Here is a 21,304-nt window from a genome sequence, read left to right as displayed (position 1 = left end):
ATTTATGTACGCGATCTATCGTTCACTGGCATCGTCGCAGTCGCGAATCCGAAGCTGCTATTTCTTCGGCTCTGCTGCGCTCCGAACACGTCGCATCGCGTCAGGCGATCGAGCGGATTCGCTAAGTTTCGTCCAATCGTCCGGAGGGTTGCCGCGCTTCAGCATCTTCCGAAATACGGCGTAGGCGTCGTTGGCGCTCTCGTAGGCGCGCAACGTTGAGTCGTCGTTGACCCAGGCCAGGATGATGACGTTGCCACCGGCTGATTGTTGGTAGCGAAAAAACAGGCGAAACTGCTGCAAAAACTTTGCACGGAACCAGTGCTTGTATTCACTGCCCAACGTCGAACCCTGACGGTAGGTGTCTCGAGTCGGATCGCTGGGAATATCCTCGAATGCGACCTTCAGCACCGCCGCAAGGAGCTTTGCGGCGCGCTTCTTTTTATAGTCCTTCGGATCTTTTTTGCGCGCTTGCTCGACCTTTTCGATCATCGCCTCGAGTTGATCGAGGAAGAGCGGGTGCGCATAGATTTTCCAACCATTGATTTCGGTGGTGTCGTCGCTCACCCTTCGTCATCCGGGAGCGCTGCGTCGAGATCTACCTTGACACCCCGGACCAACCCCTTGCCGCGCGCAACCAGCGACTGCGGCACCGACCGAATTCGTGCTGGCTCGTGAGCCATGTCACGTGCCAAGAATTTGAGGAACGTACCGATCACAGGGTCAGCTTCGGCTTCACGCCTCTGCTTCTTCGCTATGACGACAGTGCCGTCGGCGAGGCCACGGAACACGACCTTGTCCCGCTTGCCGAGAGCCAGCATCTTACGGATAGCGGCCGGCACTGTCGTCTGACCGCGCTCGGTGATGGTGGCGGGGATTTCGAGGATTTCAGCCGTTTTGGCCATAACTGACTCCTTGCATCATCACACCTTCCGATGTAATGCATTTGCATTGTAAGTCAAGTCCTGCCAAGTCGTTGGGCTGGCGCTGGATTGACAAAGAGCTGCGGAATTCTCCCCGTTGGTGGATGTTTCCGGCGACGCGCGAGCGGAAGGAGAACGCAGCATGGCTCTTATCCGTGTGGTTGAAATTGAGAACTTTCGAGCGGTGAAATCCCTTCGCTGGCTGCCTAGTCCGGGCATAAATTGCCTGGTCGGACCGGGCGACAGCGGCAAGTCGACGATCCTTGATGCAATCGATCTTTGCCTCGGTGCACGCCGATCGCTTTCGTTCACTGACGCGGATTTCCACGCCATAGATTTCGGCCGACCGATCCGCATTGCGCTGACCCTTGGTGACCTCGACGACCCTCTGAAGAACATCGATGCCTATGGTGACTTCCTCGTGGGCTTCGATGTGGACACCGGGCTCGTGGAGCCGGAACCCGGCGCCGGGCTCGAAACCGCCCTGACGCTCCAGCTCACAGTGCATGACGACCTCGAACCAGAATGGAAACTTGTCTCGCCGCGTGCCCAGGCAGCAGGTCGGACACGTAATCTCAACTGGGCGGACCGCACGCGTATCGCTCCGGCGAGGCTTGGCGTCACCGGGGACATGCATCTGACTTGGCGGCGAGGATCCGTGCTGACAAAGCTCAGCGACGGCAAAGCAAACGCATCAAAGGAGCTGACGCGGGCAGCTCGCGAGATGCGCGACGCCTTCGACAAGAAAGAGCTCGAAGAGCTTGCGGAACCGCTCAAGATCGTTACGGTCGCTGCAGATAATATGGGCGTACCGGTCGGAAAGGCTGTACAGGCGCTGATCGATGCCGGTTCTGTCACGTTCACCGGCGGCACGATCTCGCTGCATGACGATGACGGAGTGCCGCTGCGCGCTCTCGGACTTGGTTCTTCGCGGCTGCTGATCGCTGCCCTGCAGCGGAAGGCGGCCGAAAAGGCGACGACGTTTCTGATCGACGAGCTGGAATATGGGCTTGAGCCGCACCGGATCATCCGCTTGCTCGGCGCACTGGGAGCCAAGGAAGACGTGCCGCCGCTGCAGGTCTTTGCAACGAGCCATTCACCAATTGCCGTCACCGAGCTGAGCGCACACCAGCTTCATATCGTCCGCAAGAATGACGAGCAGCATACGGTCCGCCGCGCGAGCGACGCCGGGGACGTACAGGGCACGATCCGGGCCCACGCCCATGCATTGCTCGCCTCGTCCATCGTGGTGTGCGAGGGTGGCAGCGAAATCGGCCTATTGCGCGGCCTAGATCAGCATTTCACTAGCCTTGGCGAAAAATCGCTCGCAGCAAATGGCGCAGCCCTGGTCAACGGCAACGGCGACGAAACCTTCAGCCGCGCGGTCGCTCTGCAGTCTCTGGGTTACCGGACGGCTATCCTGCGAGACAGCGACAAACCCGCCCCAGCGGAGAAGGAAGCTACATTCATTGCGAGGGGCGGCAGCGTGTTTGCATGGGATGGCGGGCGAGCGCTGGAACAGGAATTGTTCGCCGCACTTCCGGACGGCCCCGCTGCTGATCTTCTGGATCTCGCCATCGAGGTGAAGGAACGCGCGTTGATCGAAGCGCATATCCAAACGATTTCGAACAACGAGGCGAGCCTCACGGATCTGGAAAACGAGGCATTGATAGATGGCCTCGGCCTCGATACGCGAACGCTTCTCGGAAATGCAGCGGCGCGCTTTGGATGGCTAAAGACCATCAGCACGATGGAGACGGCGGGCCGGACTATCGTGGGCCCCGCCTATAGCGAGACTGACGACAGTCTCACCGACGTGATGGACGGCGTTCTGGACTGGGTCGAAGATGGCGGCCGCTGACATCGACCTGCGCACGATTGGGCGTGGACTGGTGATAGCGCCAGCCGGCTGCGGCAAGACCCAACTTATCACGGATGCTCTCGCGAGGCATGACGGCTCAAAGCCAATCTTGGTGCTGACTCACACAAACGCTGGCGTCGCCGCACTACGCGGCCGCCTCGAAAAAGCGAGTGTAAAGCCGAGCGCTTACCGCGCAGCAACGCTGGACGGCTTCGCCATCAAACTTATTTCGACATTTCCTCAGCGAGCGGGGCATGATCCGCGCATCGTCACCGGTGCCCGACCGAACTATGAGGCGATCCGTGACACGGCAACCCGTCTCGTCGCCGCCGGCCACCTCAATGACATTCTCGCCGCCAGTTTCGCGCAACTATATGTAGATGAGTATCAGGACTGTTCGACCCGACAGCACGCGCTGGTAACGTGGTTAGCTCAGAGTCTACCCACAGCCATCGTCGGGGATCCGTTTCAGGCCATCTTTGGATTCGGCGCCGATCAGTTGGCGGATTGGCAGACGGACGTACTGGCGTTCTTCCCAAAGGCGGGAGAACTTACCACACCGTGGAGGTGGAACAACGCAGGCGCGCACGATCTGGGTCAGTGGCTGCTATCGATAAGACCCGACCTTGCAGCAGGGAAACCGATCGATCTTCGGACCGCACCGGGCAGTGTGCAGTGGGTTCAACTCGATGGCCGCCAGGACGATGCCTTGCGGCAGGCGGCGGCTTCGGTCGCCGCACCGGGCGACACGAAGGTTTTGATTATCGGCGACAGCACGGACCCTCGGGGACAACGTCGTTTCGCCCGGCAAGTCGAAGGAGCCGTCACCGTCGAGGCTGTGGACCTGCGCGACCTCACGGAGTTTGGCAGTGCCCTCGACCTTGCCAGACCAGACGCGCTCTCGGTCGTGGCCGGCTTTGCAGAAAACTTGATGAGCGCTTTTTCAGCAAGCGATCTGGTCAAGTCTGTTTCGACCGCACACGCCGGTAAACTCGGGCGGGCTCTCACGGCCATCGAGCAAGCGGCCGTAAGATTTGACAATTCGCGGTCGCTTGCAGATGTTGCGGATCTACTCACCACCATCAACCGCGCCGGCGGAGTTCGCTGCTACCGTCCTGCAGTTCTGGCAGCCGCACAGCGCGCTCTTCAACTTGCAACCTCACCGGAGGGACCATCGTTTCGAGAAGCGACTGTGACGATCCGAGAGTACTCGCGGCTCATCGGACGGCCGCTTGCGAAGCGTTCGGTCGGAAGCACCTTACTCCTGAAAGGTCTCGAAGCCGACATCTCGGTCGTCCTCAATGCCGGCGCTCTCAACGCGCGCAATCTCTACGTCGCGATGACTCGTGGATCGCGCCGGGTCTTGGTGTGCTCGCCGTCGCCAATCCTCAACCCTCCCTGGTAAATCGGGGCTACGGCGGTTCGACCCAAGACACTTGCGCCGCCGACATGTAGACGATCGCGCCCCGCTCGGCACCCGTGACACGCAGATAGTCGCGCAGTTGCGCCACATGCGCACTGTGTGTCGTCGCCGCGGGATTCACGTCTGACTTCCAGTCGACGACGAGTGTGATGCGCTCTCCCTCGATTGCGGCTGCATCTGCACGACCCGCAAGAAAACGCGGCGGATTTGCCGTCCAGAGCGAGACTTCGGGCACCAGTTTCGCGAGGAAGGGCGCGAGCTCAGGCAGGGCCAACGTGCTCAGCGCCGTCTCGGCCATCTCGATCGCGTCGGGCCTTGCGGCATCCGTCGGATCATCGGATTGCAGTTGAGCAAGCAGCTCGGTCGCGCGAAGGGTAGCCTCTTCACGAAATTGCTCAAGTTCCCCCGTGAGTAGCTCTTCCATAAGCTTGTGCAGGATCGTACCTCGGAGAGCGCCCGCTCCTACAATCCGCGCCGTCACGTCGGTCGCCGCATCGACTACGAATGCATCAACAAGGTCGGCGCTGCGATCAGCATCGCGGTCGCTCGGACGGTCCCATACGATCGGCGGTGAAGCGGCGGCTAGTCGCTGGCTTTCTGCAGAAAATACCGCCACTGTCTGATCATTGGCGATGGGTTGCGAAGCGCTCATCACAGGCTCGGGCAACGCGTCAGCTCGGATCTCGGAAAGTCGCTTTTGCCCCAGATTCATCACCCGCGACCACGATCGCGAGGGAGCGCCGGGCAGATCAGGGATCACCAAGAGATCTCGGGCACGCGTTGTTGCGACATACCAGAGCCGCTCGCGCTGCCGCGCCTCGCGAAATTCCTCCTCTTCACGGGCGGTAGCCAGTTCAGGCGGCTCGATCCCTCCGACGATCCAGTGAATTGTATCGTCTGACTGCCTATAGACGAACTGATCCTGGGGCTTGAACTGCGTCGACGAGTTCACGGTGATGACCACGGGCCATTCCAGCCCCTTGGCGCTGTGCATGGTGACGATCTCCACCGAGTCCTCGGACGCGTCGACTCTCCCTTCCGGATGCCGGCGCTTGCTCTGCCATCCGCGCTGGAGATCGAGCGCGAACGCGCGCAGCCCGGCAACGTTGTAGGGTCTGGCGAGTTCGACGATGGCATCAAGGTTTGCGAGCGCGCGCGCGTTGCGCTGGCCATGCCGAGCCGCCATGATCACTCTCAAGTTGAGGCGCTCGATTGCGAAAGCGACGAGCTGCATCGGCGTGAGTTCAGCGGCAAGGCGATGCAGCGCCTGGAGCTTCAACAGAACATCTTTTGCGAGGGGGTTGACTACGTCGTCCGCTGAGGTCCGCAACTGGAAGCGCCGGCGCCCATCTTGGTCGGGCGAGAGAGCCGCCGTAATATCAAGAAGGTCTTCATCGGTGAGTCCGAGGACGGGACCTCGCATGAGCGCGCCGAAAGCCAGAGTGTCGAGCGGGTCCGACAGCGCACGAACCAGGACGAGCATATCCTGAAGCTCCTGGCGCCGGAAGAGCGCGTGACCTGCCTGGGAGGCGACCGCGATGCGTTGCGCTTCGAGGGCGCGTTCGTAACGCCAGAGATCGGTGTGTGTAGGAGCAAGCAGCGCTATGTCGCCTGCGCGCAAATAGCGCTCAGTTCCATCCGGATGATGGATTTTCAGGGCGCCGATCAGGCGCGCGCACAGCTTGGCAACAGCTTCCGCCTCCGCTTCGCGCTGTTCCTCCGCGTTGGCATCACGTGGCACATCGATCGTCAGCTTCGCCGCCGCACTGATCGGCATTGGCGGCAGCGTAAGAGTCGGTGCGAGCGGGACGAAACCCGGTTGTCCCGCCTTTCCAAGAACGTCGCTGAACACGTGGTTTACGTGCGTGATGACATCCGGCCGGGATCTGAAATTCGCGGTGATAGAGAGTACGCAGCCATTGCCGGCCTTTCCAAGTACGGACTTCGCGAGGGCGTAAGACTCAATGTCAGCACCACGAAATCGATAGATCGCCTGTTTGGGGTCTCCTACCAAAAAGAGCGCTCCAGGGCGCAATGTTGCGCTGCTCCAAGTCGCTGGCTGCGAACGCGCAGCGAGGCAGAAAACGATCTCCGCCTGCACGGGATCAGTATCCTGGAATTCATCGACCAGCAGGTAAGCATACCGGCCGGCGAGCCAAGCGCGAATATCGGGGTTCTCGCAAACAAGCGCTCGCGCCTGACGTAACAAGTCATCGAAATCGAGAACGGCCGCCTCTCGCTTGCGCCGGTCGTACGCCTCGATCACCCCGGTCAGATGCGCAGCCAATTCATGCGCCAGACCTTGCGCAATGCAGCCAATCAACGTTCGATACGCGGTGCGAACCGTCTCGAAGTGTTCGACCGCTTCATTTGCGCGACGCCGTCCATCCTTCTCGCCAAGACTCTGCTTCCAAGCGCGCATCCTGTCATAAGACAGCAAGTCGATGCTTCTTTGCCGCATCATACCGATACGGGGCGGCTGGGTCAGGCGCCACAACGCGGAAAAACTCGCAGTGGCGTGATCGCCTGCAAAAAACGCAGAAAGGCGCTCAAGATCCGCGATGAGGCCTGCCGTCCACGGCTCTCCTGGTCCCGCGACATGCCAGCGGGCAAATGCAGAGACGGCGTCTGCGAACGTTTTGTCCGGGCGAGTTGAGAAATCCGGCGCCGGCACGGTCGCGGTGCGATGCTCTCGCCGGAGGATGGCAAGTTCGCGGACCCGCTCGACCACCCCCAGCGGGTCATCCTTGGCAAGGACACCGATGGGACCGCCGTCTGCTTCGTCAGAGACCAGCATCTCCTTCAGCCAATTCGCGAGCACTTCGTCAAAGAGTGCATTGGCAATGATCGCGTCCACAACACGCGAACCGGGATCGAGGCCCACGTCTATCCCGTGCGAACGAAGAATTCCTTGGCAAAACCCGTGGATGGTCGTGGCGGTGATTTCTCCGATGCGTGGTGCTGCCTCATCAAGATGCGCCCGCTCTGCTGGGTCTAACGGCAGTGAGAGAATTCCGGCAAGTGCGGGCGGAGTCCTTCCGTGGCGAAGCTCCTCGACCGTCCAGCGTATCCGCGCCTCCAGCTCGCTCGCCGCCGGTTCGGTGAAGGTGATCGCTGCAATCTTTGAAGGACCAATCCCGCTTGCGATCATCATCGCGACGCGCGCGGCCATCAATGACGTCTTGCCAGTGCCAGCCGCAGCCTCGACCAGCATGTTGGTCTCAAAATCAGTGAGCGCGCGTCTGCGGGCATCGAGGTCAGGCACGCTCACGGGCTACTCCAAAGTTTGTCTAGCGCGCTGTTCGCTCCAGCAAATAGACGCCGCTTTACGCGACGGTAAGAATCGAGCTCGGCTGGCAGGGCGATAGCAAGCGGATCAAAGAATATAGGCGCAGGTCCTGGCGCAATCTGGCCATTGCGTTGCAGCCGAACGCCGGCCGCCGTGAATGCGACCGCCTGGTCAATCGCCTTCTCAAGTTCCTCGTTCGTAAGGCTTAAAGTCCGCGCCGGGTCGTGCTTTAGGTAAGTCAATTGCGAGCTCACGCTCCGAACATCAGCAAGGAGAGACCGCACGGCGAGGCCGTAGAAGACACGCTGGAGTTCTGCGCCACGATCGAACACGACTAACTTCTTCCGCTCGGGCGCCGTCCCAACTTTATAGTCCGTGACGACTGCCGCGCCGCGTGCCGCGTCTTCGTCAAGGCGATCAATTCGTCCACGGAAGACAATTCCGGTCTTTCCGATCTGGACCGGTGAGAGTGTGGTCCATGGATGAGGTCCGTCATTGGGCTCGCCAAACGAAAGCTCGGTCCAGCTCCTGCCGCGCGGCTCATCGATTGTATCTTTGAGTCCTCGCAGCGCTCGCTCGCGTGCCATCTCCACTGTATGACGCCAGAGAAGCCCCGGTGGAACGGCTCTGGTGATTAGCCATCTTTCGGTAAGAAGGGCGGCCTCTCGATCCAGGGCAATCTCAATCTCATCGATGTTTTTTGGCGCGCCATTCCGCAACACGCCCGCAATAAGAGCGTGAACGAGCTCGCCGAAGGCGCGATGGTTTAGAGCGAGGGGCTGAGGGTCTAGATTTGGCTCGCGCCAGTGAAGGGCGTACTCCCAGACGAACCCCAACGGATCGCATAGAAGGCGATGGAGAGAGGTCGTGGATTGGACTTCGGAAAGGGCATCGACAACGAGCGGGTGGTTGGCACGAACCTTCCCATCATGAGCCGTGTGTTGCTCACCATCCCACCATGCGCGCCAACACGCACGACTTGCACGCACTTGGGGATCTTTGCCGGCGTCGCCAGGTCTGGCGTACAGACGATCGCTTTCGCTGAAAGCATGCGGGGGTATCGCGCTCCGCCCGACGACACGTTCTGCTTTTCTCGGCCACAATGTGCTGGCTGCTTGTAGAGATCCAGTCGCACTCCGATGGGCGCGTGACAGCGAGTAGTTGGTCGATTGGCCGACAATGATGTCATGCGTCATCCGGTCAATTTCGGCTGCTTCAGCGGACGGAAGTCGTAATTGCCCAAGCAGATGTTGCGGTAGCAACGCGTTTTCGTTCGACCGCCTGGGCCACGCGTTCGCATCCAGCCCGACGAGGCGAACATATGCGCGCGGGGCCGCCGCCACGTGACGGGCGGGTCCCCACGCGATAGAATTTCCCGGCTCGCGTCCGTCGGCAACGCGAAGAGCCTGCAAGGAGAGCTCGATTGCCTGTGGGGGCGCCATGCGCAAAGCATCCCGCCACAGGCTCAGCGCCGGCCCATTCAAAAGACTGCGCCCTACTCCCTCTGCCGACGCAATCCCGCCGGCCAAGTCTTCGAGAATCGGCAACAATGTCCGTTCCGCAAGGTCACCATTTGCCCTTTCGTCTCGAGTTTGCTCCAGAACATGCCGCCAAAGGGTCGGACTGGTCAGCGCCGCGCTTCGCCGCAAGCCTTTAGCCCAGTCGCTGGGCACGTTTTCCTTGGCTGGGCTGCGCGGCAGCCGGGCAAACAGGAGCCTCACGCGTTCCTGAGACAGCCCGCGTAGCAGGATGTCCGCGAGTGCAGCGCAGGCCTGCCCTTCACGGGTCGCTAGCGCCGGAATGCCGTGCGTGAAATGCACGGGCATACCTGCCTCGCGCGAGAGAACCAGAAACGCATCGTCCCAAGCCGACGGCGAGGCAGCCGAAATGGCGACCTCGTGGGGAGCGGCTTTTCCGTCCGCCACAAGCGCGCGCGCCCAACGCAATGATTCCCGCACTTCGTTTCGTGGATCGGCACAGAGATCTGCGGAGCCAAGCAATGCTGTGCCGGATGGGCGCGTTTGGGTCTTCCCAGAGAACCAGTCGCGCCGACTATGCTGCGATGCAATCCATCGCACCGGCACGACATCGCAGAGCGCCTGAATGAGCGGATACCAAACGGCTTGGATATTGGCGACGTCTTGAATAGTGACGGCGCCGAGTACTTTTGGAGCGAAACGAAGTCGCGCCAGGGCAGCTTTGACCAAATCGGGAGGCGTCAGCATTCCAGACGGCAGTTCGTCTCGGACGCGGCGTTCGAGCAACACAAAGTCCCTAAGGCGGGCATTGTCGGGCAAAGAAGCCGGGGCCTCCATGTCCCACCAGTCCCGGAGCGCCGATAGCGCAGCCGCGGGCATCCCCGGCAGTTCGGAAACCTTGCCAATGTCCTCGTATCCGCCCGCCTCGAGCGCCTGCCTGATAGCCAGATACAGGACCTCGTGCGAGGCTGGCGACACGAAGCCGCCGGCAAGGCGTGCGGCGAGAAGCGGCAGCGTCAGGACCTGCCGACCCGTGGCCCCTTCGCGAGCCGCATCAAGGCGCCGCATTCGCAGCGCTAAAGGCCCATCGACGACTACAGTATGGATTAGCATTTCGCGCCCTATCGCCGGACTGAAGGCAGCGATACCCGATCGCTGCCGAAATCGCGAATCTTAAGGGCGACGCAATTCCCGCCGTCTAACGCGTCGCCGCTATCGCGTCAGCCATCTCGTCGACGGTCTTCTTGAAGTGCGCCGGATCGTTCAGGGCGGCCTTCGCCGCTTCTGCCCATTCCGATCTTGTCGACATCCACCCGACCATCCTCCCGGCATCGATCCCGCGGTTTCGGGCGAGATAGGGTGACAAGATCTTAGCCGGCACCGATTCGCGCAGTAAGTCGGCGCTCTCTGGATGGATCATGTTAAACACGCGCCAAGCCCGGGAAACGGCAACCAGTTCTCCATTCTCTGCAAGCTTGGACAACAGTTCGAGGATTGGCCCAGGCGGTGTGATTTGTGTCTCCGAACCTTTGTCGACGACGGCTTCCGCTACACGCGTAGGCTGCTCAATTCCGGTTGCGGAGAGCGCCACGGAGAGCGCTTCCACTGCCTCGTCGCCTCCGACGCCAGCGAAATACTGTGCGCGGTCGGTGAACCCTCTGGCCGCGTGCGCAGCGACCTCGTCCTTGTCCGCCGGCAGGACCCGCAGGATGCCATCTTCGTATTCGAATATGCCGGCCGCCACGAGGGAGGCGAAATCCTTCTCGAACCGAGGATGCTCCGCATCGACGCCGAAAAGACTTGCGGTGTCGCCGGAAACGACGAGCGCTAAGGTGTCCGGCTCGAGCTGCGGGATCAATCTCTTGCTGCCTTTTCCTCCGAGCAAGAGAGAGACGACCATCGATTCCCGCAACCGCTGTCCCGCACCGGAGCCAGGCCGAAGCAGAGCGGACTTGCTTCGGTGAATGACGGACGATGAAAAAACGTAGGGCACGACGGCGCGGTAGTAGTTGTGCGAGAGTCCGTCGCCATCCGATATCTCCAGTTTCCCCTCATCCAACCAAAACAATGCGGGGATCCAACATGGCTGGGGCAGAAACGCGATCAGCCTCCGGCGAAATGCGCCAGGATCGACGGGCCGTTCCGACCCTGCCAACGATCTGCTGAGGTCGTGCCAATCTCGAAAGCCGCCCGCGATCGCGGCGGCTTGCTGGCAACGATTAAGCGGAAAAATGATCCCGCTGTCGTCGAACAAAGATTTGAGGTTCTTAGCGAATTTCTTCGCGCCTTCGAGGGTCGAGAACATGCGAGCGTCCTTCATCTCGGCCGGGTCAAGACGCGCTGCTCGTCTCATCGGCCGAATGAGGGGAATCGGTCGCGAGAGCTGGATGATGAAGTAGTCGTTGGACCAAAAGTCCTTTGCCGAGGCAGCGGCCTAGCCGACGAAGGCGGCGTGAGGCGAATCTATTGCCGTTCGCCGAACTTTTCAACAATTAGTGTGAATTGTCCCGTGATCTTTGCTCGTCCGAGATTCCCTTCCGAGGACTTCGGTCTGCGACCTTGGCGCATTGTAGACGTCACTCCGAACTGTCCGCGAAAGCAAGGCACGAAGCATGGAACTAACGTAGCAGGAGCTCCGCGACGCCGGCTTCATTGTAATCGCCAGCGATGCCAGCATCTAATCAGCGGACAGCACCGGTAGCGGTTTGTCGCATACACTTTCGTGACGCGATCGCTCGAGACACGTCAGGCAGGTGCATCTGCCGCGACCAGGATTTCCTGGACGCCTATCGAAGATAGTATCCGCCGGGCGGTACGGCGCGGCGGAAGAGATAAGCTCGACCCTTTCGGGCCGAGAGCAGTTTCACGCCGATAGCCGCTTGCCGATCTCACGCTCTATGATGCGCACGGCGCCGAATCGTTCGACAGGAATCAGCGATGAAGATCGCATATCGTTCCGACCATCGGAAACCGTTCAAGAGCGCGGACGTCATGGAAACGGGCGGTGACCATCTCGACGTCGCCGATTTTCCGGACATCTCGCGCAAAGCCGAGATGGCGTTGCGGAACAGCCCCGAGCATAGCGATATCCGCGCCAACGCGCTCTATCTCTACTCGGATCCGCAAATGGCCGAACAGGACTGGCGGCACCGCGGCAAAGGCGTGCGCACCCTCTACAAGGTGTCTTTCGAGGACGACGACCTGCTCCACACCGGGGACTTGGATACATTCGATCGCGTCGCGAAGGACATCGCAGCGGGGAATACCCCGTCCGTCAACGTCGAGAAGTATTGGGCCGGATGCAGCCCTTCCAGATATTCGGAGCATCTGGTCCGCAAGGCAACCGTCATCGAGATCGTGCGGGAAGCCGCAAGCTGGAAATCGTTTTATCGGACCGCGGTCGAGAGGCTTCGCGACGAGCCCGGCAACGCGGACTGGTACCGCAATCAGACGCTGGACCGGAAGGATTAGGGATCATGGGCCAGGCGAAGCACCGGCGCACGCAGATTGACGGTTGGAAAGCCACCCTCTCGCCCACCGAGGTCCAGATCGCCGAAGCGGCGCAGCGCTTGCTCGAACGTTTCATCGAGCCCGATGAAGCCACCGGCATGTGCTATCGCATGACGTTCCTGCTGCACCTGTACCTCGCAGAGCGAGGCATCGGCACGACGCCGGTCGTGGGCTACGTCAACGACGGGACGGACGACGCGATGATATCCCACGCGTGGCTCGGGTACGAAGGAAAGAAGACCGATTTGACCCTTGCGCGGGCCGAGCGCCCCGACCTCAATCCGCTCGGCGAGGTACTGATCCTGGATTTTCCTGTTCGGCAGGGGCACAAGTACACCTATCACATCACCAAATCGGAGGCGGCAACTGCGTTGGAGGAGAAGTGGCTCGCCCAGCCGCGATCGGCCGGCGTCGTTCTGAGCAAGCGCACCGAGCATGAAATGATGGCGGGACTTGCGCAGAGCCGGCAACGAATGCGGGTGTATCTCGACAACGCTCCTGATAGGCTCACCTACAGATTCTTTTCGGACATGTTGGATAGGCCATGACCTTCATGCTGCTCACCGGCGCGGGGTTCTCCCATAACTGGGGCGCACCGCTGGCATCGCAGGTGTTCAGTTCGGTCTTGAGCGATCGCGATATCGATGGAGAGACGCGCGAGAGGCTGATTGCTTCGGGCGGCGCTTTCGAGGGCGTTATGGCCGATTTTCAGATTTCGAGCGATCCTGAGGACCAGAAGCGCTACGAAGCGCTGCTCACGTCGGTGGTCGGGATCTTCAACGGCATGAACCAATCCTTCATGCAGACCCAGTTCGAATTTGAGAACCCGCCAAGCGTCCAGCATTCCATGGCTGCTTTCCTGAGCCGGTTTCACGCCATCTTCACGCTCAATCAGGACACTCTGTTGGAGCAGCATTACAATCCGCACATCGGGCCGCCGATGAACTGGGGTCATCTCCAATGTCCCGGCATGCGTTACATGCAGCCTTATACGCCGACCGGCTCGCGACACGACAAGTTCGCGATCATGGAGCCCCATCCACCCTTCGCCACCATCCCCGGGAGCGGCGCGCAGCCTTACGTGAAACTCCACGGTTCCGTGAATTGGGTAGAGTCCAATCGCGGCAAGCGCATCATCATCATGGGCGGTGCAAAAGCCGTCAGCATAGGCCGCTTTCCGGTTTTGACCTGGTACCACGATGAGTTTCGCAGAATGCTCGCACGACCATCGGCTCGGTTGATGGTGATCGGCTACAGCTTCAGCGACGAGCACATCAACGACGCCATCGTCGATGGCCTTGCTTCCCATCTGAAGCTGTTCGTCGTCGATCCCACCCCATTCCAGGCCATCGATCGAGACAAGCGCATCGACCGGAAGCAGATTATAGGGATGATGAATACGCCGCTGAAAGACATCTTCGGCGGCAACCGCTACGCCCACACCGAGATCTCGAAGTTCTTTAGCTGAAGTCCGGAGATCCGGCGCATTCTCGTCGTGGCTCGTCTCCTGCAATTGTCTCTCGGTTCGACACTCGGCGCAACGACGAACATTTGAGGAAGCAGACTGGCCGTCACCGTCACTGCGAAGATATTCAAGAAGCCGTTTTCAGGGGCGAACGGCACGAACATGCTCGGCGCCGCGCGCTGACATCATCCGTTCGTTAGTCGAGGTCGGCTAAAGCTAGCACCGCGCACCACACGTCGGTGTTGTTCATTGCGATGCATGCTTGTTCGGCCCGCTCTGCGAAGAGCCTTGTTGCCTTTGATCCGTTCAAGCGGATCCTTTGACAAGTCTCAATGATGTTCTGACGGTCAGAGAGCTAGGCGATCGGATCACTGAAATGGCGTGGAGGAGTTCGCCGATGTTCGCTGGCGCTTATTCGACGGATATTCGACGACTCTTCGAGAGAAGCCGTAAGTTGTTGAAATCTCTGGCGCTCCCTAGGGGAATCGAACCCCTGTTTCAGCCTTGAGAGGACGACGGCAAAGCGCAGGCGGGCGATAGCGCGAAGTCACTCACAAACGAGTGACGTCCAGTCGCCCAAGATCACCGTCGTCGCGGTAGCTAGTTGGTAGCTATGAGGGTATTTAAAACTACGGAGATTTCTTTAACCGCTTGATTTGTCTGGTACAGTTGGGTGGGCTCGAACCACCGACCTCCTGTTCCACAGACAGGCGCTCTAACCAACTGAGCTACAACTGCATCCTGGCGAGCCGCGCCTCGGGACGCCCGTAAGTAAGGGCCGGTGCCGAGGGGGCTGGACGGGGCGGAAACTAGGTGCAACGGGCGTTTTTGGCAAGGCCGCAGGACCCGATATTTGGCCTTCAGTCAACGCGAGAAAAGGTCGGTCGGCTGGGGGTTCACCTCTCCCCGACGGGGAGAGGTCGGATTGCTCCTGGCGATGCGAAGCATCGTCGGGAGCGATCCGGGTGAGGGGCCGCGGCCGCCAGTGAGACCTGAACCCCTCACCCGGATCGCATCTTCGATGCGATCCGACCTCTCCCTTTGGGAGAGGTGGACCGAGCTCTGGGCGCCGGCTGAGTCCATGCCGAAAGAAAAACCCGGGCACTTGGCCCGGGTTTCATCAGCTCAAACCGGCCTCACCGCTCAGGCGGCGGGCGGCATGTACTTCGAGGCGGAGGCCTTGATCGGCTCGGCGGTCTCGGCGGCGACGCGCTGGGTGAGCTCGACCAGCTCCTTGGCCTGGGACTGCAGGGTCTCGAGCTGCTTGCGGGCGTGGCCGGTCCACAGCTCCATCGCTTCCGACGGCGACTTGGCGCCGAACAGCTGCTGGGCGAAGTCCAGCTGGGCGCTGGTGTTGGCCTTCATGAACTCCACCAGCTTGGCGGTGTATTCGCTCGCGCCCTTGGAGGCCGAGGTGAACACGGCTTCCACGGTGCCGTTATGGGTCTCGGCGGCGTCCTTGAACTTGGCGTAGTTCTCGCGGGCCTGCGACACGCCCTTTTCGGCGAACGCACGCATCTGCTCGGGAACCTCGAACGGAATGATCGAGGCAGAAAACGGATCAGTCGCACCTGTCATGGTTGTCCCTCACGCAAAATGAAAAAATGGAGTGAGCCTTCTGGCGCGCCCGCCGGCCCCCATCTGGGCCCTTGCATTCAGCGGGAACGAAGACTGGAAACGCGAAACGAATGAGATGGCTCGCCCAGCGCCCAGCACTATGGCTGCCTATCATGTCAACATTGTGCATCGCAACGCGCCAGACGGGTGCGCTGCGAAATTTAATCTAGGTGAGGATGAGGTTCCGGTACGGGGGAACCGGGGGTTGAGGGCCAACCGTCCCTCTCTATCGTCATTCCGGGGCCCGAGCGAAGCGAGGGAGCTATGGTGCGCAATTGCGCACCTGAGAATCCATCGAACCGCAGCGACGGGAGATGGATGGATTCCGGGTTCGCGCTGGGCGCGCCCCGGAATGACGGCGGGGCGAATCCCTTGGATGCAACATTGGCGCGGCTTGCGGGGTTGGCACCATTAAGGTTATCGCCGCTTGGGGGGCCCTTCCGGGCCTGCGACCGTGGACCTGCCCGCGCCTCTCGGGCGATAACTCTTTCTTAAGGCTGCCAATCCCGGCAGCCGCCACACCTGATGCGAGAGCTGCAGCCGGCCTCATGACGCGTTCGGATTTCCAGTTGCGAGGTGTGGGCGATCCGCGGCTGGCCGTGCACGCGACCTCCCAGCTCGCGACCTGGCTATGGTCGATCGACGGCGCGCGCGTGCTGTGGGCCAATCCGGTCGGCGCCAGGCTGTTCGGCGCGGCGAACAGCGCAGCGCTCGCGGAGAAGACCTTCGGCCCGGCGGACAGCCACCGCCGCCACATCGTCCGGCTCGCGCGGCAACTGCCGGGAGGCGGCACGGTGCGGCTCGAACGGCTGCGCGGCTTCGGCGCCCGGCTCGGCTCACTCATGACCTGCGCCTGCGCGCGGCTCGACTTCGCCGATGGCAGCCAGGCCGTGCTCGTCACCGCGATGGACCCGACGCTGCGCACGATGCCGCTGATCGAGCGGCTGCATCGCCTGGTCGCGGGCGCCAAGGTGCCGATGGCGGCGTTCGCGCCGGACGGACAGTTCGTCGGGGCGAGCGAGACCGCCCGCTCCCTGCTCGGCTTCCGCGATCTCTTCGAGGCCGGGCTCGACCGGGCGCGCAGCGATGCGCTGGCGAACGGCCGCGCCGCGACGCCGATCGGGATCGGCCAGATGGTGCTGCAACGGGTCGGCACGGGCGCCGATGTCGGCCTGGTCGCGCTGATCGAGCCGGCCGCCACGACGGCGACGGCACGCGATGCCGCGTCCGAGGCCGCGCCGGATATCGCACGCGACCAGCCGGCCCAGCCCGCACCCGAGGCCGCCGCGAACGAGCCGCCGGCGGCCGTGCCTGACGACGCGCAGCCTGCGCCATCGCACGAGGCCGCGACGGGAATCGCGCTGTTCGACGCCTTCGCCGACCCGGTCGAAACGGCTGCACCGGCCGAGACGATCGCGCACGCGCCCGCCGAGCCGGCCGGCGCCACTGCACCGGATCTCGTGTCGGTCGAGGCCACCGACGAGACGATCGTAACCGACGCGATTGAATCCTCGCCCAAGACTCCGGTTGAAAACCCGGCGGAAGCCATTGTGTCGCCGCAGGCTGCCCCGATCACTGCCCGCATGGTCGAGCCGCCATCGGGCCAAGAGTCTTCGAGCCAAGAGTCTTCGGGCCAAGAGTCCTCGGGCCAAGCGCCGCCCGCACCGCGCCAGCATCCGCTGCGCTTCCTCTGGCAGATGGATGCAGAGGGCCGCTTTGCGCTCGAGTCCGATGAATTCATCCGCCTGATCGGCGCGCGCACCGCCGCCGGCTTCGGCCGCCCCTGGCGCGAGATCGCCGAGGCGTTCGGGCTCGATCCGGAAGGGCGCGTCGCAGCGGCGCTTGAAAGCCGCGACACCTGGGCCGGCATCACCGTGAACTGGCCGGCCGACGGCGGCGAGCGTCTGGCGGTCGAGCTCGCGGGGCTTCCGGTCTATGACGGCGAGCGCAGGTTCGCCGGCTTCAAGGGCTTTGGCGTCTGCCGCGATCTCGACGGCCTCAACCGGCTCGAGGCGCTGCGCCGCTTCGAGCTGCTCGCCGCGCCCGTGCAGCACGGCCTCTCCGCCGACGTCGCCGAACCCGGTCCGGAGCCTGAGGCCAGGCCGGAAGCACCGCCCGAAGCTGAGCCCGAAGCTGAGCCGGTAACGGAGCCCGAAGCGGCGGCAGCGCCTCCGCCGATCGAGCCGCCCGAGCCTGTGCCAACTCCCGAGCCTGAACTGCAAGACCCCACAAGCGAGCCGAATTCACACCCAACCGATCTGGAAACGCCCGTGGAAACGCCTCCGAATGTCGTGCCGTTCCGTTCGCCCGGCGATACGCGACCGCCGACGCTGACGCCGGTCGAGAACAGCGCGTTCAACGAGCTCGCGCGGCAATTGTCCGAACGGCTCGAACGCGAGCGCGAGACGATCGCGGTCGATACGGCCGAGCCGCCGGCGGCCGAGATGCCGTCCGAACCGGCCGCGCCGGAGCCCGAGGCGCCGCGCGCGGCGGCCGAATGGCTGAGCGAACCCGCGCCGGCGCCGCGCGGCGCCAGCGCGCGCGACCGCGCGCTGCTCGATCTCTTGCCGTCGGGCATCCTGATCTACCGGCTCGACCGCCTGCTCTACGCCAACCCCGCCTTCCTCGCGCGCATGGGCTATGCGAGCGTGAACGCGCTGGAGAATGCCGGCGGGCTGGATGCGCTCTATGTCGAGCCGGGCGTGTCGGCGGCGAGCAGCACCTCGCAAGGCGGCACGCCGGTCACGATCAGCGCGACGCTCGCGAACGGGCAAGCGCCGCTCGCGACGACCGAAGCGCATCTGCACACGATCGACTGGGACGGCGAGAGCGCGCATGCGCTGATCTGCGCTCTGCCGCAGGCGGCCCCCGTCGCCGCCGCCGCGGCGCCAGCCGTCGCGGAGACCGTCATCACAGGGACCGTCATCACCGAGTCCGTCGTCGCAGACTCCTATCCCTACGATGCCGAGCCCATGGCGGGCGAAGCCGAGGCCGAGGATCTCGCCGCGATCCTCGACACCACGGCGGAGGGCATCGTGATGTTCGATGCCGAAGGCAACATCCACGCCTGCAACCGCAGCGCAGAAGCGCTGTTCGGCTATGACGGCGAAGCGCTGCGCGAGCAGAACCTGATGACGCTGTTCGCGCCCGAGAGCCAGCAGATCGTCGCCGACTATCTCGAAAGCCTGAAGAGCCAGGACATTTCGAGCCTGCTCGACCACGGCCGCGAGGTGCTGGGACGCGAGAAGAAGGGCGGCGCGATTCCGCTCGCGATGATCATGGGCCGCACGCGGCCGGACGGGCCGAACTTCTTCGCCGTGTTCCGCGACCTCTCGCAGAGCAAGAAGGGCGAGAGCGAGCTGACCCAGGCCCGCCACCTCGTCGACGGCGCGGCCAATGCCAAGGCCGACATGCTGGCGCGGATCAGCCACGAAATCCGCACGCCGCTCAATGCCATCATCGGCTTTGCCGAGGTGATGATCTCCGAACGCTTCGGCGCGCTCGGCAACGAGCGCTACGGCGAATACATGAAGGACATCCGCGCCTCCGGCGAACGCGTCATCGCGATCATCGACGACCTGCTGGAGCTGTCGCGGATCGAGACCGGCAAGCTCGATCTCACCTTCGCCAACCTCAACCTCAACGACCTCGTCGAAGCCTGCGTGACGGTGATGCAGCCGCAGGCCAACCGCGAGCGCATCATCATCCGCACCTCGCTCGCCCATGCGCTGCCGCAGGTCGCGGCCGACGCGCGCGCGATGCGGCAGATCACCATGAACCTGATCTCGAACTCGATCCGGCTCGCCAGCGCCGGCGGCCAGGTCATCGTCTCGACCGCGCTCACCGACCGCGGCGAGATCGCGCTGCGCATCCGCGACACCGGCCACGGCCTCAGCGAACGCGAGGTCGCCGCCGCGATGGAGCCGTTCCGCACCCCGCCGCCCGGCGACGCCGCGGACAGCTCGGCGCTCAGCCTGTCGCTGACCAAGGCGCTGGTCGAAGCCAACCGCGCCCAGTTCAACATCAAGAACGCGGGCCACGGCACGCTGATCGAAGTGGTGTTCGCGCCGGCGCTGGCGAAGGCCTGAGGCGCTCACTGGCTCGCGGGTAGACCGCGCGCAAGCGCGGCCGCCTGCTGCAGGCTGATGCCGTTCGCGAGCGGGTCGGCGTGACGATGCGCCAAGTGCCACTCGCTTTCCACGCGCCGGTAGACGAGCGTCACGCGCAGTGCCCACTCCTGCGCGGGCAGCCCCCCGACCTCGACACTGTCCCGCTCGATCAGCGCGAGAACGACCATGTCCTGCGAGCCATAGGTCTGGACCACCTCCTGCCTGTGCGTGCCGTTGCTGAAGAAGCGGCCCATGCGCTCCCACCTTTCGGGCGTGTACTCCGCGGCTTTTGACGGGACGCCGCCGAAGGGCGACATCAGCACGAAGTCGTCGGTGATGGAGATCATCTGCCGGTAGGTGCCGACGTCGCCGCGCATCAGCGCCGCGTTCGATCGCTGCGTATGGTCGATCAGTTTTGCGATCACGTCGTCGGCCGTGGCCGCCTCGGCGACGACGAGCGGCATGCATGCCATCCCCGCGAGCGTGTGACGCCTGGACACCGCCGCGGGCGCGGCTGCGCGAGAGGCTTGATCGTTCTTCATTCGAGGGCTCCGTTGTCGAGGGGGCACGTGGCCGTACGAGAGCCTGGATGCCGCTTTGAACATCATGAATCCAGTGATAAGAACTCAGGATCATGCTGAATCCTGCTCAGCTTTCCCGGATCGACGTCAGCCTCCTCGTCGTGTTCAGCACGGTGCTGGAGGAGCGCCAGGTCTTGCGCGCGGCGGACAAGCTCAATCTCACGCCGTCCGCGGTGAGCCACGGATTGCGGCGGCTGCGGCGCATCTTCCACGATCCCTTGTTCCTGAAGACGCCGAACGGGGTGAAGCCGACGGAGCGTGCGCTCGCGCTTGCCGGTCCCGTCGCAGAGCTGCTGTCGCGCCTCGACGCGATCGTATCGGCAGCCGCGCCGTTTGACACAAGAACGGCGAGGCGCTCGTTCACGATCGGCGCACCTGATGCGCTTGCCGCGGTGTTTCTCGCCCCTCTCCTCAAGGCCCTGGCCCGGGAAGGACCGGGCATCGACATCCGGCTGCTGCAATTGATGCCGCAACGTCAGGGCAAGTCGTCGAGCCAGGTGTGGCAGGATACGCTCTCGGAGCTCGACTCGCACCGGCTCGACCTCACCGTGCTGCCGATCGGTCCGCTGCCGTCACGTTACGTGCAGCGATTGCTGTTCGAGGAAGACTTCGTTGTCGCCATGCGCAAGGGCCACCGCATGGCCCGCAAGGTCACGCTCGCGGCCTATCTGGCTGCACCGCATTTGCTGGTTTCAGCGATCGGCGATGCGCTCGGGATCGTCGACGTCAGGCTTGCCGAACGCGGCCATTCCCGGCGCGTCGCGCTGACGGTACCCAACTTCATGATGGCGCTGGCGCAGCTCGCCGAGAGCGATTTCATTGCGACCTTGCCACGCCATCTGGTCGAACGTCATGCCGCACGCTTCGGCCTGGTGATGCGTCCCGTGCCGTTTCCGTGGACGCCTGACCCGGTGCATGTCGTCGCCTCGCAAGCCGCAATGGCGGATGCCGGTGTAGCCTGGCTGTTCGAGACGCTTTCGCGCTGCATAGGTCCGGCGGCGCGTTCGGCGCTCAAGCGCGCCTCTCCGTCTGTCGCCGGATAACAAAAAGG

14 protein-coding genes and 1 tRNA gene are annotated in these 21,304 nt (G+C 62.8%); 7 read left to right on the top strand and 8 right to left on the bottom strand.

The annotated features are described in order from the left end of the window. Nucleotides 1-57: 57 nt before the first annotated feature. Nucleotides 58-564 (bottom strand): type II toxin-antitoxin system YhaV family toxin, encoded by a 507-nt coding sequence (locus AX729_RS03705; RefSeq protein WP_061020547.1) that lies wholly within the window; start codon nt 562-564, stop codon nt 58-60. After that, on the bottom strand, nt 561-902 hold the full coding sequence (locus AX729_RS03700) for a type II toxin-antitoxin system PrlF family antitoxin (RefSeq protein WP_061020546.1): 342 nt from the start codon (nt 900-902) through the stop codon (nt 561-563). Before AX729_RS03700 ends, AX729_RS03705 begins: the two co-directional genes overlap by 4 nt. 160 nt (nt 903-1,062) lie before the next feature. Here AX729_RS03700 and AX729_RS03695 point away from each other — a divergent pair, with 160 nt between their 5' ends. Next, the gene (locus tag AX729_RS03695) at nt 1,063-2,781 is read left to right on the top strand and encodes an ATP-dependent nuclease (RefSeq protein ID WP_061020545.1); all 1,719 of its coding nucleotides are present in this window, start codon (nt 1,063-1,065) and stop codon (nt 2,779-2,781) included. Then, entirely contained in the window at nt 2,768-4,186 is a 1,419-nt protein-coding gene (locus AX729_RS03690) for a UvrD-helicase domain-containing protein (RefSeq protein WP_061020544.1), read from the top strand. The genes AX729_RS03695 and AX729_RS03690 overlap by 14 nt, the downstream gene beginning before the upstream one ends. 7 nt (nt 4,187-4,193) lie before the next feature. On the opposite strand, the gene AX729_RS03685 is transcribed toward AX729_RS03690, so the two are convergent. The 3 genes from AX729_RS03685 to AX729_RS03675 form a co-directional block, all read right to left on the bottom strand. Further along, nucleotides 4,194-7,475, bottom strand: coding sequence for a UvrD-helicase domain-containing protein (locus AX729_RS03685; protein WP_245325050.1), 3,282 nt, complete (start codon nt 7,473-7,475; stop codon nt 4,194-4,196). Beyond that, nucleotides 7,472-10,039: a PD-(D/E)XK nuclease family protein gene (locus AX729_RS03680; RefSeq protein WP_245325048.1), complete on the bottom strand. Its 2,568-nt coding sequence runs from the start codon at nt 10,037-10,039 to the stop codon at nt 7,472-7,474. The genes AX729_RS03685 and AX729_RS03680 overlap by 4 nt, the downstream gene beginning before the upstream one ends. Nucleotides 10,040-10,169: 130 nt before the next feature. Then, a complete protein-coding gene (locus AX729_RS03675; RefSeq protein ID WP_156456690.1) occupies nt 10,170-11,276 on the bottom strand; it encodes a hypothetical protein in 1,107 nt (368 codons plus the stop codon). Nucleotides 11,277-11,908: 632 nt separating this feature from the next. Here AX729_RS03675 and AX729_RS03670 point away from each other — a divergent pair. From AX729_RS03670 to AX729_RS03660, 3 genes are read left to right on the top strand one after another with little or no spacing between them, the layout of a single operon-like run. After that, nucleotides 11,909-12,442 carry a hypothetical protein gene (locus AX729_RS03670; RefSeq protein WP_061020541.1) on the top strand — a complete coding sequence of 178 codons (534 nt, stop codon included), beginning with the start codon at nt 11,909-11,911 and terminating at the stop codon, nt 12,440-12,442. A gap of 5 nt (nt 12,443-12,447) precedes the next feature. Next, entirely contained in the window at nt 12,448-13,029 is a 582-nt protein-coding gene (locus tag AX729_RS03665) for a hypothetical protein (RefSeq protein ID WP_061020540.1), read from the top strand. Then, nucleotides 13,026-13,949: an SIR2 family protein gene (locus AX729_RS03660; RefSeq protein ID WP_061020539.1), complete on the top strand. Its 924-nt coding sequence runs from the start codon at nt 13,026-13,028 to the stop codon at nt 13,947-13,949. Before AX729_RS03665 ends, AX729_RS03660 begins: the two co-directional genes overlap by 4 nt. 658 nt (nt 13,950-14,607) lie before the next feature. On the opposite strand, the gene AX729_RS03655 is transcribed toward AX729_RS03660, so the two are convergent. Both AX729_RS03655 and AX729_RS03650 read right to left on the bottom strand, forming a co-directional pair. Further along, a tRNA-His gene (locus AX729_RS03655) sits at nt 14,608-14,684 on the bottom strand. A gap of 405 nt (nt 14,685-15,089) precedes the next feature. Beyond that, nucleotides 15,090-15,524, bottom strand: coding sequence for a phasin (locus tag AX729_RS03650; protein WP_061020538.1), 435 nt, complete (start codon nt 15,522-15,524; stop codon nt 15,090-15,092). A 587-nt stretch (nt 15,525-16,111) separates the two neighbouring features. Here AX729_RS03650 and AX729_RS03645 point away from each other — a divergent pair. Continuing rightward, nucleotides 16,112-19,651: a PAS domain-containing sensor histidine kinase gene (locus AX729_RS03645; RefSeq protein WP_061020537.1), complete on the top strand. Its 3,540-nt coding sequence runs from the start codon at nt 16,112-16,114 to the stop codon at nt 19,649-19,651. A 5-nt stretch (nt 19,652-19,656) separates the two neighbouring features. Here AX729_RS03645 and AX729_RS03640 read toward each other — a convergent pair whose 3' ends face one another. Further along, entirely contained in the window at nt 19,657-20,136 is a 480-nt protein-coding gene (locus tag AX729_RS03640) for a YybH family protein (RefSeq protein ID WP_245325046.1), read from the bottom strand. 170 nt (nt 20,137-20,306) lie between these two features. Here AX729_RS03640 and AX729_RS03635 point away from each other — a divergent pair, with 170 nt between their 5' ends. Further along, entirely contained in the window at nt 20,307-21,296 is a 990-nt protein-coding gene (locus tag AX729_RS03635) for a LysR family transcriptional regulator (protein WP_061020536.1), read from the top strand. Nucleotides 21,297-21,304: the final 8 nt, after the last annotated feature.

Source organism: Bradyrhizobium sp. CCH5-F6, assembly GCF_001556045.1.
GTDB lineage: Bacteria > Pseudomonadota > Alphaproteobacteria > Rhizobiales > Xanthobacteraceae > Bradyrhizobium.
The sequence above is the reverse complement of the archived record's forward strand: the minus strand, read 5'-3'. Positions and strand labels throughout refer to the sequence as shown.